The sequence below is a fragment of the Photorhabdus aegyptia genome (assembly GCF_000612035.1).
Lineage (GTDB): Bacteria > Pseudomonadota > Gammaproteobacteria > Enterobacterales > Enterobacteriaceae > Photorhabdus > Photorhabdus akhurstii.
Window position 1 is genome coordinate 1 of the sequence record NZ_JFGV01000042.1, and the last position, 16846, is coordinate 16846.

Consider the following 16846-nt stretch of genomic DNA (forward strand, 5'->3'; position numbering starts at 1 on the left):
GGCGTTTGGATAATGTGATAACGTTGTAACCGCTAAATTAACGTGACACAGAATTCTGAACGCCCTCAAATAATATAAAAACCTCAAGTTAATTTAAAAAATTATCTTCTATAAATATCTCATAAATTGCTTCTATCAGGCTCCCCCAAAAGAGAGCCTGTATTATATAATCGCGAAATTAATTAACGGATGGTATAACGAATATGCAAAATAATATCGCTCATAGTTTGCAATATTGCTTTCTGCTTGTCGGTAGCATTCGGAAATTGAAGATTCAGTGTACCCTGATCATCAAGAGCAATACCTTCAAATGGCAGGTATTTGCCGTCATTGAAATCCAACTGGAACTGACCACTATCATTGGTACCATGAGACACAGCCAACGCTGAACAACCTTTCGGCAATTGAGTACTGCCACCATAGCTGAGCATAGCCTGAACATCCTGATAAGGCCCAACCAATGCAGGTAGCGAAACACTGATTTGCTTAATACGACGAACCTTGTTGCTACCAACGATACTGTCTGGATAATCCGTTCCCAGTTTCAAGTCGGACAATTTGACCGAAGCTGACAGGATAGCATTAGCCAATGATAACCCATTTTCTTTAGTTCCTGCTGTTCCCTCCCCCTTATCCAATAATGCAGGTATTTGTTCCGCTAAATTAAAACGATCATTACCTTCCAGTGAATCATAAACCACTGCCAATGAAACCGTGCGTTCTACTTCCAAAGCGCGAGATTCCCATTTCAGATATGCCTCTTCCATTTGTGCCAGATTTTGTATCAAAGCTTCTCCACACAATAAGCCGGCGTAAGTTCCTTGCCATGCACCCGGTTTGACAAAGCTAATGGAATTATCATTAGCTTCCCATTGATAGGATTGCTCTGCCATCAGGCAACGTGATACGGCCAAGTCATAGAACTGGAAATAAATACCTGATAAACGCCCTCGTAACCAACTATATAACGCTTGATTACTGAATTTGCTTCTTAAGAAAGTAAGTTGTGCCTGCGCCTGAGCTTGCTGGGTTTTCAGGTACTCTTTTTGCATTTCAGCGGCTTCACGGCGAATAGACAGTGATTCCAGTTGCGCGTTTAACTGGTTAATCTCCGCTTGTGCGTTGTCACGCTGAATTTTCCATTCTTGACGGCGACGGCGATATATTTCCGACTGAGCAACTTTCTCCGCATCAACCATCTTGGCAGAAGCGCTCAACTCAATACCGTCAGCGATGGCATAGGCAATAGCACCATAATGCATGCCGCCATCAGCCAGGCCGAAAATATTTGGCGCCATATCAACACCCGCGCCTGCCATACGGGAAATCTGCGCTCCCTGAGACTCAATAGCAGATTCTGAGCGTAACGCCAGCGCTCGCTGCTCACCTGCGTTGATGTTCTCCTCATACAGTTGGCTATAGCTGTCAAACCGTTGTTGCACTCCAGCTAAAGAGACTTGCAAGGCGGTTTTTTCCGAATCCAGCTCTGCCAATTGGTTATCCTGCATACGAATACTGGTCAGTATTAACTCGCTGGCTTGGGTTTGCAGTAGTTGACTCATAGCTTCCGCATCCTGACGCTCACTGTACCCCAATAGTGAACTACCGAACTGTATAAGCTGGTTAACCAAGCCCCGTGCCCCTTCTAGCATTTGAGGGAAGCGGTGAATAGTCAGCGGCGCCTTCGGCAAGTCGGCTCCCCCTTGAGAAGCTGAAACCGCCGCACTCAGTAAAGCTTTTGGATCAGCCGGTTTAGCATACAGCGGCAAGGAGAGCGGCTGGCCGTCAATCGACAGATTATGACGTAAATTAAACATACGCTGCGCCAGTGTCCGCCAGTAGCCTTTGAGCTTGCTATTTTCCTGCGGCAGGAATAAAGCGGTCAGGGAATTGGCTGTTCCTAGCAACGGGGTTTTTACCCTGCTATTGAGACGCAACTGGGTAAGCACTTGCTGACGAACCTGCTGTGTGGTTTTTGAAGCAGCATTACCCAATGTTGGATTAGCCCAAGTCGTACTCAGCATCACTTGTGGCTCATCACCCAACAGATTAAGCGCCTGTGTATACCACATTTTAGCTTCAGCCAACGTATCACGCTCTAACTGGCGGTAAGCAGCATCACCACGGGCCATTAGCAGATCCAACGTCGCCATAAAGGTAGCCACCTTGTAGTGCATCGGATCATCTTGGGCTACAGCATCTGGATCGGTGGAGTCCAGTTGTTGTGCATTCCAACTGGTGTCTTCTTCCAGCGGTCGCACGTTCCAGTGGTAGATAGCAATTTTACCATCAACGATATAACCGGATGGACTCCAGACATAACGGAACCAATGGTTCGCCGCATCAAAATTCTGTTCCTGCAACAAACGATGAGCCATCATCATCGGCGTGTAATAGAACAGTTCCCAGAAATAGAGAGCATTGGCGCCAGAGAAATCCATCGGTTCACTGTCGTTCTTTAATGCCTGTGCGGAAGAGAGACCACTAAAGGTCTTGTGATCGTCGCTGAGAAACCAACCGTGCGGATCTTTCTCATCAGTACGGTCGAACAAGATCTTATCAGTCGTTTCCTTTTGGTATTTTGCACGTACCCATAAATGATTTTTATTTCCATACGCCTCTATAAAATAGGGGAGAAAAACTTTCACAACAGTTTGGCTGGTTTCACTCAATTCCCCCTGATAAATAACAAAATTATCGCCATCTTTAAATATATCAGTATATTCAATAGCAAAGCTCTTATTAGTGCCATGAATAGATTCATCATATTTATCCAGAACAAGTTGTACATACGTACCCGCTCCTAATTGAGGTTCCTGAATATTCTGAGTTTCCATACTGAGCACTGCATCAATGCCACGATTAGCACGGCTAACCAACTGTTGAGCGAATAAGGTATTCAAACGGGTACGATATGCACCAATTTGCATATATTGAACACCGTTATTTTCGCTATATAACGCAATCACGTTCTCAGTACCGAGAACTTTTTTAGTTACCGGGATAATAAAAGTTTCTGAACCCAAGAATCGGCCATCTTGTGCCGTAGCGGTGAAATCAATCTCAATATGTGCCTGATTGTCGATGAAATTTAAATTCTTACAATCTATTGTCAGGTTATTGAACTGATAAATCATCTCCTCAAAACTGGGTGCCGGTTGCTGAGGAACATAGGTACTATTATCAGCAGTAAAGATTTGATCGTCGCCACCCGCTTTTACGGTGATTTTTATTTTAGAACTATCAATGCCCGTATTGATATTAATCGGGTTGGATATTTTATAACTCGACCAATATCCACCAGTAGAGATACTAATTACATCAATCTCCTGGAGATTAAGGTAAAAATCTTTGTTACTGGTTCCAGCATCTATACATTGAGTTCCACCATTATAATCCGCTGTTTTATTGTCATCTTTCGAAGAAAAATACCACTTCTTATCTTCAGAGGAAGGGTTTTCATTATATATACAAATACTATCATCTGAGTTATCGTCTTTTCCGAATTTAAACAATGGCACCAGATTAAAACGGTTTGCATCATCAAATGATGAATCATAAATTATAAATTTATCACCTAATGAAGCGTATTGTTTCATAAGATTACATTGTATGCGGCGGGTTCCCGCATATCCATTATGAATAATACTCAATGCCATATTGGTAGATAGCCTTAAATCTTCTGCCGCCGATTCAAAAGTAATATTAGGAACACTACCACCATAAAGCATGGTTAAACTGTGATCACCCCAAGAATAATTACTGTTACTTGTCACAGAGGAAGGAATTTCATAATCCTCCGCATAACGGTTATTAACTCTTCTGGTTATGACTTTTTTATTGTCGCTATCCGGATCTGCCATCACAGTATCAAATTGCGGATAACTGTTATTCCAATAGTTAGTTGCTTGTGCATTCGTCATATTGTCTGATGACATATCAGCGAAAATATATAGCCCAGTGACCGGCGCATTATTATCGGTATAGGAGCTATAACTACTCTGCATCGAATAGAACATAACTAATAGAGTGTCTTCCCCTTGATAACCAGTACAATACAACCCTAAAGATTCAGCAGCATCAGTACTCGACGTGTAATTTTTTACCTTTTCTGTCACATCAAAAGTAAATGGTGTATTCCAACTACCGTCGTAACGAATATGAGCCAGTTTTAAGTTATATTGATAAATCGTGGTTTTACCATCATCACTTTTCTTTGATTGCTGCTCCAGCCATAGCAGATATAAGCGGGACATATAAACAACCGGACGGATGATATTTTTCCAAGGATTGACAGCACAGGTAATTTTATTCCACTCACCCCAAGCATTAGCGGCAAACTTGCCATTTTCACATTTGCTGTGATCAACACTACGCCAGTAATACGTACCCGGAGCTGCTTGGTCGATACCGATAAAATAAGTTAATCCTTGATCCACATTCACATTATCGTGGTAAGCACTAATTACTTTCAGATTTGCTACCTGCTCAAAGCTGGTCAAATAAGTTTTGAAAGCATCTTCCACCGTATCCGCATTTAGCTGGCTCTGGTTGATGGATTGCAACAGCGCATCCATCATTTTGGTTTGCCCAATGCGCTGAGTGGGATCAACATAGTTTTCTGGATAATAGACCAGTTCAGAGACACCAGCCCAAGTGCTGTAACGTTTATTGTAACGTTCCCAGTCAGTGAAGAACTGACGGGTACTAACGTCCGATGCAAGCTGACCTTCATCTCGGTTTAAAGCCCGGTTAACGTACAGTTGAATACCGGCGATAGCTTCTGCAATACGTGAAGTGATCACATCGGCAGAAACCTGATTATCAATCAGCAAATAGGTATATAAACCGTTACGATCACGTACTCCAGCAGCACTATCGACAACAGCATTAATATAATAGTTACATAGTGCCTTACTGAACGTCTCATCCAGTTTTTTCTGTGCCTGATTAGCATGATCAGCCATCAGCGCAGCCGCCGCAGCTTGCCAGGCAGCATAGTTATGATCTATCCCATATTTCAGGGCCATCATCCCTGCCAGATCCAGTGGAGAAACCGCCAAGGCCGAAGACATCTGTAACCATTGCAGAATAGCGTCAATCTGTGTCCAACTGGTCAGTTTTGTTAGATCCTGCTCCACCTGATTAGCTGCCATTTGTAGGAGAGATTCCTCCTTATTCATAGCTTGTGCTACATCGGTAACTGTCAAGGCTCCGTCTTTCAACGCCGCCAATATCAAGGAGGCATGTTGCCCCAAGCCATTAACCCAGGTATGAAAACCTTCCAAGGCCATCAGGGTTAACAGACCGTGATCCAGTATGCTTTTGCCTGCCACTAGCAGAGAAGATTGAGTCACGATCAGTGACAGTTCCGTTTCACTTAGCCCAATACGACGATAGATCAGGCTCAATTGTGCCAGCACCTGAGCAAAGGTAATCACCTTCAAGCTGGTTGGTGTTGTTTGCACTTCTTTCCAAAACCCATCAACAGTTATTTGTGCCGGTTGAATCTGGTCTATCCACAACAGCAGGTCATACGCAACTTCTTGAGAAGTCAAATGCAAAGCCGAAGTAAAGCAAGGCGCCATTGCTCTTTTCAGATCTTCCCCAATCAGACTCTCTTTACCATGCAAAGTTGAAGACAACGTAGCCGTCAGGTTGCTAATTTCTGGCGTTAAAGTAGTGCTGTAAGTGGTCGTGGTCATCAGAAACAGGTCGGTAACTGTCCATTTTTGGGCCTGCAACCATTGTGTGATCCACGACAATGTTTCTACTATTTTGGCCAGATTATCGTCGGTAATCTGATAAATGTTGGTGTCGCCATAGCCACAAATCACCAACAGAGTATTCAACTCGTCAATAGTCAGGTTATGAATCTGGGCCAACAAACTAACCAAATACAGATCAGACAAATTCTCCAAGTTATTTTTGATAACACCATTTTCTTTACGATCGGTGATCAACAACATCTGATACAACTCACTGGCGTTAACCTGAAACGCGCGTTTTAAAACAGCCTTGCGCTGATCATCACCCGCACTGTCTGGCTTAAGATCCAGATCAGGATTAGGAAGATGTTTAGAGTTGTCCTCACTGATTTCATAACGAATACCATTGAGCGGAGGATTATTAAATAGTTGTTCAAACTGGCTAAGCTGATTGCCAACAGCTTGCTGAGAGATATTAATATTAGCCAAAATAGCGGCGGTATCTTCACTGATACCATAACGATCAATGTAGAATTTTACCCGATAAACCTTGTTTAATACCTCAACTGTAATTGATTTGGTGCTATTAACACTATCAACAATACGCTCCAGCGTAGCAAAAGAGAGGCCAGTAGCTTTGAGCAACCGAATAGCCTTGTTCATCTTAAGCAGGAAAGCTTTCGGGGAGTATTGGTCAATTTTAAAATTGGCGGCGGCAAAATTATAACTGCCGCCATGCCACCTTTGTAATCCTATACTGAGTATATCGCCAGAGTCGTTACGTTTGATTGTCGCTTGTGATTCATACTCCTGATTTATGACCATATCAGGATGAGGATTATGGGCAATCTCTGTCCAATCAGCGGAGCCATCTTTATATTGCAGATAAAAATCATCCAAACCAAAACTATTACTGAGATTGTATTTGATCAAATAATTATCACCACCCTGTGGATACAGCTCAATATAATTCGTCTGACTGGTATAATTATCCGATGGTGTTCGGGTAACACGAACCACTTCCATCTTACCCGTACCATCGACCAACGGAATAACCAGAATATCACTGCTATATCCAACACGTGATAATGAAGTAGTAACATAGGCAATATCTTCCGGTGAGACGCCATAATACCGGGCCAGATAACTTGGGGACATTAACTGAGCATTAGTAATATTCCCAAAGTTTGTTTTATAAAGCGTATCAAGCGCGGCTTCATCTTTTTCCGGGATCTCCTCAATCAGCAAGTTATACAGTTCTGGCGAAATATGGGAGCTAATACCCAACAAAGTCACAGGATCGAGCTTAGCAGCAACAATGGGTGCCTGTGACAAATGACGAAATCCTGGATCACGTTCATGAACGATTTCACGAACAGTTTCATAAGCGTGATGATAAGGTGTCTCTCCACTTAAACGATAAGTTGACAACATATCCATCACTTCATCTTGTGATTTTCCTGTTTTTGTTTCGATCCCGGCAAGGCACAATTCATTAGAGAGAGCCAGCGTTGAAATTTCTTCATCCATATTTTTCTGGCTGAGCATTAAGCTTGCTAAATCCGGGCGACGTTTATCTAGGTAATAAATTGAGCTGCTGTCATGCAAGTTTTTGGCTTCACGGTACAATTCCGTCAAATAAGCCGCCGGTGAGAACATCGATGCAACCGAGCCCGGCGCGGCATAGTTATCAGCACGATTACCAAACAGATCACTATAACCTTGTATAAAACCCAACATTTGCCGGGTACCCAACCGAACAGCGTTTTTCAGCAGCGGATTAGCATAGGCAAAAATACGTTTTTCATGAAGTAGGTTTCTATCCTGTTCCGCTTGTGCAATTTCATAAATCCGTTTTGCTTCCCCCCAATTAACCATTCCCCGAGTTTTTTCCCGGAAAGTATTAAAGGGATACAAAGCAATTTCCGCCGGACAAGTTAATTGCAGTTTCTGACAAATAGTATCGATAGTGCTTGATAATGAGTTTTGCATAATTATCTCTCATTGATAATGTTATTGCAGCAGGTAAACAGAGACCAACTGCAAATGTGCAGTATTAACAGGTTAGGGATCAAAAACACGGACGAATATTATTGAAATAATATCGCCTGAAAACACCCATAGGGCTGATTCATCCTCTAATTTGGTTGGTATGAAATAGTGAATACGACAAAATGCCACATAATGATATCAGGCATAGGAAATATATTTATCAGCCCAGAAGGTAAAGCCACAAACATATTTTTTTACGTTGGAATGTTAAAAAATGATATGGTAATTGTTGATTTTTACCAAGATGCAGTATTTTATACGAGATGATAAATCTGACGGTTATAATTAGTTAATTTTATTTCCAATAAAGAGACTGAAAAAGTGATAATCATGTGAAATATATTATAAAGACGTTATAACCAGCGTCGTCATTTACTATAGTTTATTTTTAATGAGTTAATTAATAACAAAATTTTATTAATTACCATCCTAATTCTTCCATTTATTCAACTTTATAAAATATCAAAAATAAATTAACCTCAATTATCCAGATGGAAAATAAAAATTTATACTTTGTAAGAATGCAATAGATAAAAAAACACGCTCTTACCAAGGAATTTCCTTAGTAAGAGCCAATGATTAAGGACGAACACCCAAAGTATGACAAATTGCATAACTCAGTTCCGCGCGGTTCAAGGTATAAAAATGAAAATCCTTCACACCTTCGCGGCTTAAAATCTTCACCATATCCATTGCAATAGAAGCACCAACTAAATTAGCGCTTTCAGGATCATCATCCAACCCATCAAACATTCTGGTCATCCAGCTAGGAATACGCACATTGGTCATTACAGCAAAACGTTTAAGCTGACGGAAATTGGATACCGGCAAAATTCCCGGTACGATTTCTACATCAATCCCGGCAGCCACACAGCGGTCACGAAAACGCAGGTAACTTTCCACATCAAAGAAGAATTGGGTAATAGCCCGGTTCGCACCCGCATCAATTTTTCGTTTCAAGCTAATCAGATCAGCCTGAGAACTTTTTGCTTCTGGATGAACCTCTGGGTAAGCAGCAACGGAAATATCAAAATCAGCTTCTTTCTTAAGTAATTCAACCAGATCAGACCCATACATTTTGGGTTTTTCACCGTTTTCCGGTAAATCACCCCGTAAAGCCACAATATGGCGAATACCATTCTTCCAATAATCACGGGCAATTTCGCATAACTCATCACGGCTAGCATCAATACAGGTAAGGTGCGGAGCTGCTTCAAGGCCAGTTTTCTCTTTTATTCCCTTGATTATGCTATGGGTACGATCACGCTCACCAGAGTTAGCACCATAAGTTACGGAAACAAATTTAGGCTTGAGGGTGCTCAGGCGATTAATGGATTTCCACAGGGTTTTTTCCATCTCGGTTGTACGCGGTGGAAAGAATTCAAATGAAACACGGATCTGTCCTTCCAGTTCAGCCAGATTCTGATTCAGCGCCTCTCGCTGATTTGCGTGAAAAAAACTCATACCCTGCACCTCGTTAACAAGCGGAATAATTTCCCATCTCAATAATTTGCCAGTTATTCTTGTTTACACTTCTAAACACCTATACGTTTAGACGTCTAAATAAGATGAGGGATCGGCATTTTTTAGTCAACAACAAAGTTGAGTTAAATCGGTGAGGAATATTCACCCTGAATCGGAAAAAAATTCATCAAGCAATCTTTAACTTTGTTTATATCGGCTTACAGATCGATGCCTAAAGCAGTAATGAGGAAAGATGCCCTGTTCAGGACATCCACCCTCTCACTACCTCAAGTATCAAGCGAAGGAAATCATATTTGATCAATCAAGGAAGGTTATAAAACTTAAAGCCGTTGTGACAAACGGTTAAGATCAGACTGAATCGCTCCGGCGGTCACATCACGACCCGCCCCCGGCCCGCGGATCACCAACGGATTATCGCGGTACCAACGGCTCTCAATCGCAAACACGTTGTCACATGGTAGCAAGGAAGCCAAGGGGTGATCAGGACGCACCGCCTCAACACCCACTTTTGCCTTACCATTCGCGTTAAAACGAGCAACATAACGCAATACCATGCCCATTTCCTGCGCTGCGGCTAATCGTTGCACCATTTGTTCATTGATCGCACCGCTATTATCAAAGAACTGTTCAATAGAACCTGATGCTGCTTCTTTCGGAACTAGTGACTCAACACGCACCTGCTCTGGCTCAATCTCATACCCTGCTTCACGGGCAAGGATAATCAATTTGCGCATCACATCCTGACCAGACAGATCAATACGCGGATCAGGTTCTGTCAATCCCTGTTGCCACGCCTGTTCGACTAAATCACTGAATGGTACTGAACCATCAAATTGCAGAAATAGCCAAGATAATGTACCGGAGAAAATGCCGCTAATGGACAAAATGGTATCGCCACTCTCCCGTAAATCTCTCACTGTATGGTTGATCGGTAAGCCCGCGCCAACTGTCGCATTGTAAAACCAATGACGACCCGTTTTGGCAAATGCGTCGCGAATAAGGCGATAGTCGCTACTACTGGAAGCACCTGCAATTTTATTGGCGCTGATAACATGGAAACCATAGCTGGCGAAATCTCTGTAACATCGAGCTAGTTCTTCACTCGCGGTCACATCCAAGATCACCAGATCGTCATAAGGGTGCGCTCGCATCCACAGAAATAATGCATCAACATCATATTCTGTCGCTTCATCGTCAAAAAAAGCTAATGCTCGGCTAGCATCAATTCCTTGATAGTCCAGTAAGCTCCGGCGACTATCCACCACACCGGCTAGAATAAATTCAAAATCACTGCGAGCCGAAATATTTTTCTGCTCACGAGCGAATAACTCCAACCAACGGGAGCCAATATTACCCTTACCAAACAAAATCAGACCAATCCGCTTTTCAGCACGGAACAAACTCTGATGCAGCCCCTGAATCACATGTTCAGTCTGATTGGTCCGCAGCACCGCGACAAGGCTAATGCCATCCTCCGCGTGCCAGATAAATTCTACCGGCTGATCTTTAAGTTGCTGATAAAAACGGTGGCAATGTAATGGATTCTTGCATACGCCGGCCCCAACCAGCGCCACCAACGCCAGACCTTCTCTTAGGGAAAGTCTCCCCGGAAGCGCAGCATCTTCCAGCACACCCAGTGCACTATTCACCACTTCGGAAGTGTAACAGAGCTGAATCAAATTACAGTCTGGATGGATACCTGTTGCCAATGGACGAATTTGTTCCCGTTTTAATAACAGATCAATGTCTTTGTATATCTGTTTAAAATCATGATGAGCAACCAGGTGCAACTCAATCAGGCAAACATCATCATGGCTAGTAACAATTTTTGCGCCAGTTCCAGAAGCTAAAACTCTTTCAATACGCGTTGAACCTTGTTCCGGCTGGTAGCTGCAACGTAATAGCAAATCAATATCACTGATGGAAACAGGCTGTAAAGTACGGGTATGCAGCACAGGTGCGGCAAGACGGGCAAGCTCGCTGGCTTCATCCAAACGCAATAGCGGCAACAAACAGGCATCTTTAACTTTTCTCGGATCAGCACTGTAAACACCGGCAACATCACTCCAGATGGTTACTCGTCTCGCCCCTGCCAAAGCCCCGACTTGAGTTGCAGAATAGTCACTGCCATTCCGCCCCAATAAAACCGTTTCTCCATCATGATTACTGGAGATAAAACCGGTCACGACCAGTCGCTTATTTAGATTTTGAGTTAACAACTGATTTAACAACGGCTGGGAAAGGGTAACGTCGATTTGTGGTTGAGCCGCTCGCTCTGCGCGTAAAAACTGGCGGGCATCCACCCAAGCGCTAGGAATACCCTGGTCTTCAAGCACCGCTGACATCAAACGTGCGGACCAGATCTCTCCGTGTCCCACCACTTCTGCGTAAGTCACATCACTAACCGGTTTATCCAGTAATGCGCTTAACTTTTCAAGATCAGCAATAAAACGCTTCACCAACTCTTCAGCAACAGTTTCAGGTAATAAACCTCTAATCAGATCCTGCTGATAACGGCGCAGAACCTGCTGTACCTGGTGGGCAGAAATACGGTCGTTCTGGCTAAGTTTAAGCCAATTAATTAACTGATTAGTCGTGCTGCCTGCCGCGGATACTACCATTAAATCACCGGGTTGGCTGTAATTAGCCATAATCTTAGCTACCCGTTGATAACATTTCACATCCGCGAGACTGCTTCCACCAAACTTATGTAATTGGCGGCCATTTTCCGCCGTTGCAACTGCCAGTGCACTCATGGTCACTCCTTTACTACTGCTTGAAATGCATTTTCCAAATCAGCGATTAAATCCTGACTATCTTCAATACCCACAGAAACACGCAATAGTGAATCCGTAATCCCCGCTTCCGCCCTTGCCTGTGCTGACATTCCAGCATGAGTCATGGTAGCTGTATGGGAAATTAAGGTTTCCACCCCGCCCAATGATTCCGCCAAAGTAAATAACTTTAACTCAGACAGGAAACGGCGTATCGCCTGTTCATTACCATCTAATTCAAAGCTTATCATTGCGCCAAAGCCAAATTGTTGTTTACAAGCAATTTCATGCCCTGGATGATCCTTCAAAGCTGGATAAAAAAGTTTTTTCACTAACGGTTGACGTTGAAGATAATCGACAATCTCCAATGCATTCTTTTGCTGTAACAAGACCCGTGGCGATAAAGTACGCATCCCACGCAACAGCAGGTAGCTATCAAACGCGGCGCCGGTTACACCAATATTATTCGCCCACCAAGAGAGTTCCGTTGCAACCGCTTCATCCTTTGCAATAATGGCTCCGGCAATCACATCAGAATGTCCGTTAAGATATTTAGTACAGGAATGCACAACCAGATCTGCCTCCAACGCCAGAGGCTTCTGTAATACCGGACTCAGGAAAGTGTTATCAACAACAACTGTCGCACCTACCTCATGGGAAAGTTGGCATATATGGGCAATATCGACAATACGTAACAAAGGATTACTGGGCGTTTCAATCAAGACCAACTTTGGTTTTTTGGACAATACTTGCTTTAATGCCTGTTCATCACTCTGATCGACAAAAGCCACTTCATAAGCACCGCGTTGACTCAGGCTATCAAACAAGCGGTAGCTGCCGCCATAACAGTCATGAGGAGCAACCAACAGATCGCCGGGCTTAAGGAAAAACGTGCATAACAGGTGAATGGCTGACATTCCACTGCTGGTCATGATAGCACCCGCGCCCCCCTCCAGCTCAGCTAACGCTCGTTGCACCATATCACGGCCTGGATTACTCCTGCGGGAATAATCATGCGTCCTTGGCTGATTAAAATCAGTAAAATTATATGTACTGGAAAGATAAATAGGTGGAACAACACAGCCATACTGCTCATCATTATTCAGCCCATTGCGAACTGCTATTGTTGCCGGTTTGCGTGTCATATCAGCTACCACTGTCTGTCATAAATTGAATCAGGGAAGAATATCCGCTAGCACAATAGACGTCAATACATCTAGACATCCAAACTTCTTTACGGTTAGATTAAGCAATGGGATAATTATTCATCATAACTAATGCTGCTTTATTTGTTCTTTATTTATTAATAGCCATTAGTTTATCGCATATACTATAACTGTATAATTGATAAGGAAATCACGATAAAATGGCAATATGTTACAACGAAAGCTGGTGTTGTTATCTGGCTTAATTTTATGATTTTACGACTATTTAAGGTACCCCATGGCTGAGTGGAACGGTGAATATGTCAGTCCTTATGCTGAACATGGCAAAAAAAGCGAACAGGTGAAGAAAATCACAGTTTCAATTCCTTTGAAAGTGTTGAGGATCCTCACTGACGAACGCACCCGTCGCCAGGTAAACAACCTGCGTCACGCGACCAACAGTGAATTGCTGTGTGAAGCATTCCTGCACGCATTTACTGGGCAACCACTACCCGATGATGCTGATTTACGCAAAGAGCGTAATGATGAAATCCCAGAGGCTGCCAAAAAGATCATGCGGGAATTAGGTATTGATCCCGATACCTGGGAATATTGATAGTAGCGCAAAAAACTCCTGTAGAAATTCAGGGATTTTTTATATGGCTAAAATACAAAACGCCCGATGCAAAACACCGGGCGTTAGTACCAGTTGGCCTGGCATTACAGACAGACGCAATTCTGCAATTACTTGCTGACACCTGGAACGTTGAAACGTTTCTTGAAGCGATCAACACGACCACCTGTAGCAACATCACGTTGTTTACCCGTATAGAATGGGTGGCATTGGCCGCATACGTCCAAGTTCAGAGCGTGACCAACGGTAGATCTGATTTGCATTACATTACCGCAAGAGCAGGTTGCAGTAACTTCTTCATATTTAGGATGAATACCTTTTTTCATGGGATAACCTCTGTTAAGGCCGTGTCGCTATCCAGCCCTGTTGCCGCCAGACACCACACGTCGTGTTGATAAAATGAGTTTGGTATCTTCTATACCAAAGGCGGCGGATCATACAGAAGATCTGCCTATCTCGCAATGAAATCCACTCAACACCTATGGTACTCTATAATCAATTTTTGATTATATTCTAACTTACCCTTTGATTTTACGGAATAATTTTATGGTCGTCGTTCAGGTTGCTCTGCCTGTCCCTCTTACCCGCTCTTTTGACTATCTGTTGCCCCCGGAGAGTCAATTACCCGTTGCAGGAATGCGAGTAACAGTCCCTTTTGGCAAACGTAAAGCTATTGGTATCGTTACCGGGATAGCTGACAACAGTGATATTCCAGCAGAACAACTGAAAACCATAGAATCTATTCTTGATACTCGCTCCTTATTTTCAGAAAATCTTTGGCAACTATTACTCTGGGCATCCAGCTATTACCATTACCCCATCGGTGAAGTCCTATTCCATGCACTGCCGGTACTACTTCGTCAGGGAAAACCCGCGGAACCAGCCCCATTATGGCAATGGCAAATTACTCCAGCTGGTGCTGAATTACCGCTGGCTCAACTGAAACGCTCACCAAAACAGCAGCAGGTACTGGCAACTCTACGCCGTAAGGCAATATATCGCCACCAGATTACAGAACTGGAACTGAGCGAAAGCGCTTTCCAGTCGCTCAAAAAGAAGTCACTCATCGATTTATGCCCTGTGCAACCTGAATCTGAGAACTGGCGAAATCACTTCCAAATCACCGGCGAACGCCTGAAATTAAATACCGAACAAGCCACAGCAGTCGGAGCTATCCGCGCAGAAGACCAGCAATTTTCTCCCTGGTTACTGGCGGGCATCACCGGATCAGGTAAAACAGAAGTTTATCTCAGTGTGCTGGAGAATATTTTGGCACAAGGTAAACAAGCGCTGATACTTGTACCAGAAATTGGCCTGACACCCCAAACCATCCGTCGTTTCCGTGAACGTTTCAACGCACCGGTTGATGTTCTTCATTCAGCCCTGAATGACAGTGAACGCCTTGCTGTATGGCTACGGGCGCAACAGGGTGAGAACGCAATTGTCATCGGTACACGCTCAGCCCTATTTACCCCTTTCGCCGGTCTTGGCATCATCATTATCGATGAAGAACATGACAGCTCTTATAAACAACAGGAAGGCTGGCGTTATCATGCTCGTGATCTAGCGGTATTTAGAGCAAAAAAAGAGAATATCCCGGTGATCATGGGTTCTGCGACTCCAGCACTGGAAACACTTTACAATGTGCAACAAGGCAAATACCGCCCTCTGACATTATCCAAACGAGCAGGCCATGCACAACCAGCGACTCAACATCTGTTGGACTTAAAAGGTTTACCACTTAAAGTCGGGTTATCTCAACCACTAATAAAGCGTATTGAAGAGCATCTACAAGCCAATAATCAGGTCATACTTTTCCTTAACCGCCGCGGTTACTCACCTGCCTTACTCTGCCACGAATGCGGCTGGATTGCAGAATGTCAACGCTGTGACCATTATTACACACTGCATCAATACCACCGTCAGTTACGTTGCCATTATTGTGACAGCCAACGCCCCGTTCCCCGCCAGTGCCCGCAATGTGGTTCTACCCATCTCCAACCTGTCGGCCTTGGCACAGAACAGCTTGAAGACGGTATTTCAGCCCTATTTCCTGATATACCCATTACCCGCATTGACAGAGATACCACCAGCCGCAAAGGAACACTGGAACAACAACTGGCTGACATTCACACTGGAAATGCCCGTATACTGATTGGCACTCAAATGCTGGCAAAAGGACACCATTTTCCTGATGTCACACTGGTCGCTTTACTCGATGTTGATGGTGCTCTGTTTTCAGCAGACTTTCGGGCAGCGGAACGTTTTGCACAACTTTATACACAAGTTTCTGGTCGGGCTGGTCGAGCAGGTAAACGAGGAGAAGTGGTTCTTCAAACTCACCATCCTGACCATCCATTACTGCAAATTTTGCTCAATAAAGGCTACGATGCTTTCGCTATTCAAGCTATGGATGAGCGCAAAAGTGTGTTTTTGCCGCCATTTACCAGCCATATTATCTTGCGGTCAGAAGATCACGATAATCAGCAAGCACCTGCTTTTTTACAGCAATTGCGCCTACTTTTCGAACATCATCCTTTGCGGGATGATAACTTATGGATCATGGGTCCGGTTCCTGCATTACAGTCAAAAAGAAGCGGTCGTTATCGTTGGCAACTATTAATTCAACATCCATCCAGAATTTTTTTACAAAAAATCATGGCGATGGTTTATCCACAAATAACAACTTTGCCGCAAATTCGAAAAATGAAATGGAATATCGATGTTGATCCAACAGACAGTTAGCGATTAATTGCCTCTATTTTAAAACACATAACCTGAGCAGATTAAACATACTCTTATTTACTATTTAAAAAATCGCACCTGACAATCAGTAATCAATGAAAAATTATTCACTAATTTGCGAGCCATATCGAATAAATGATTTATATCACACTTTTTTACAAACTAAGGAATAAATGAATTTGCCAAACTGTTTAGAATGATCCCTTAATAACATTGTCATAACCTTAAACCGCATGTCATTACTTTTCTTAAAGTCACTGACGGTTTCCCGGCAACCAGAAATTGACAATCATTTAACTAACC

General features: G+C 43.3%; 7 protein-coding genes. 2 read left to right on the forward strand and 5 right to left on the reverse strand.

From position 1 onward, the window contains the following. Positions 1–182: 182 nt before the first annotated feature. The 4 genes from tcbA to metB form a co-directional block, all read right to left on the reverse strand. Complete coding sequence (gene tcbA / locus BA1DRAFT_RS13630) at positions 183–7700, reverse strand: insecticidal toxin complex protein TcbA (protein ID WP_051560790.1); 7518 nt, start codon at positions 7698–7700, stop codon at positions 183–185. Between the two features lie 639 nt (positions 7701–8339). Further along, positions 8340–9224: a methylenetetrahydrofolate reductase gene (gene metF / locus BA1DRAFT_RS13635; protein ID WP_036780106.1), complete on the reverse strand. Its 885-nt coding sequence runs from the start codon at positions 9222–9224 to the stop codon at positions 8340–8342. A 341-nt stretch (positions 9225–9565) separates the two neighbouring features. Then, positions 9566–12001 (reverse strand): bifunctional aspartate kinase/homoserine dehydrogenase II, encoded by a 2436-nt coding sequence (locus BA1DRAFT_RS13640; protein WP_036780107.1) that lies wholly within the window; start codon positions 11999–12001, stop codon positions 9566–9568. 2 nt (positions 12002–12003) lie between these two features. Beyond that, positions 12004–13164: a cystathionine gamma-synthase gene (metB, locus tag BA1DRAFT_RS13645; RefSeq protein ID WP_036780110.1), complete on the reverse strand. Its 1161-nt coding sequence runs from the start codon at positions 13162–13164 to the stop codon at positions 12004–12006. A gap of 298 nt (positions 13165–13462) precedes the next feature. On the opposite strand from metB, the gene metJ reads away from it, so the two are divergent. Continuing rightward, a complete protein-coding gene (metJ, locus tag BA1DRAFT_RS13650; protein WP_036780112.1) occupies positions 13463–13780 on the forward strand; it encodes a met regulon transcriptional regulator MetJ in 318 nt (105 codons plus the stop codon). Positions 13781–13908: 128 nt separating this feature from the next. Here metJ and rpmE read toward each other — a convergent pair whose 3' ends face one another. After that, a complete protein-coding gene (rpmE, locus tag BA1DRAFT_RS13655; RefSeq protein WP_036780114.1) occupies positions 13909–14124 on the reverse strand; it encodes a 50S ribosomal protein L31 in 216 nt (71 codons plus the stop codon). A 220-nt stretch (positions 14125–14344) separates the two neighbouring features. Between rpmE and priA the strand changes: the two genes are divergently transcribed. Then, positions 14345–16543 (forward strand): primosomal protein N', encoded by a 2199-nt coding sequence (gene priA, locus BA1DRAFT_RS13660; protein WP_036780116.1) that lies wholly within the window; start codon positions 14345–14347, stop codon positions 16541–16543. The last annotated feature ends 303 nt before the right edge of the window (positions 16544–16846 follow it).

Excerpts from the sequence above, each read along its gene's own strand:
- tcbA (WP_051560790.1), bottom strand. The coding sequence starts at position 7,700 with ATGCAAAACTCATTATCAAGCACTATCGATACTATTTGTCAGAAACTG.
- metF (WP_036780106.1), bottom strand. The coding sequence starts at position 9,224 with ATGAGTTTTTTTCACGCAAATCAGCGAGAGGCGCTGAATCAGAATCTG.
- BA1DRAFT_RS13640 (WP_036780107.1), bottom strand. The coding sequence starts at position 12,001 with ATGAGTGCACTGGCAGTTGCAACGGCGGAAAATGGCCGCCAATTACAT.
- metB (WP_036780110.1), bottom strand. The coding sequence starts at position 13,164 with ATGACACGCAAACCGGCAACAATAGCAGTTCGCAATGGGCTGAATAAT.
- metJ (WP_036780112.1), top strand. The coding sequence starts at position 13,463 with ATGGCTGAGTGGAACGGTGAATATGTCAGTCCTTATGCTGAACATGGC.
- rpmE (WP_036780114.1), bottom strand. The coding sequence starts at position 14,124 with ATGAAAAAAGGTATTCATCCTAAATATGAAGAAGTTACTGCAACCTGC.
- priA (WP_036780116.1), top strand. The coding sequence starts at position 14,345 with ATGGTCGTCGTTCAGGTTGCTCTGCCTGTCCCTCTTACCCGCTCTTTT.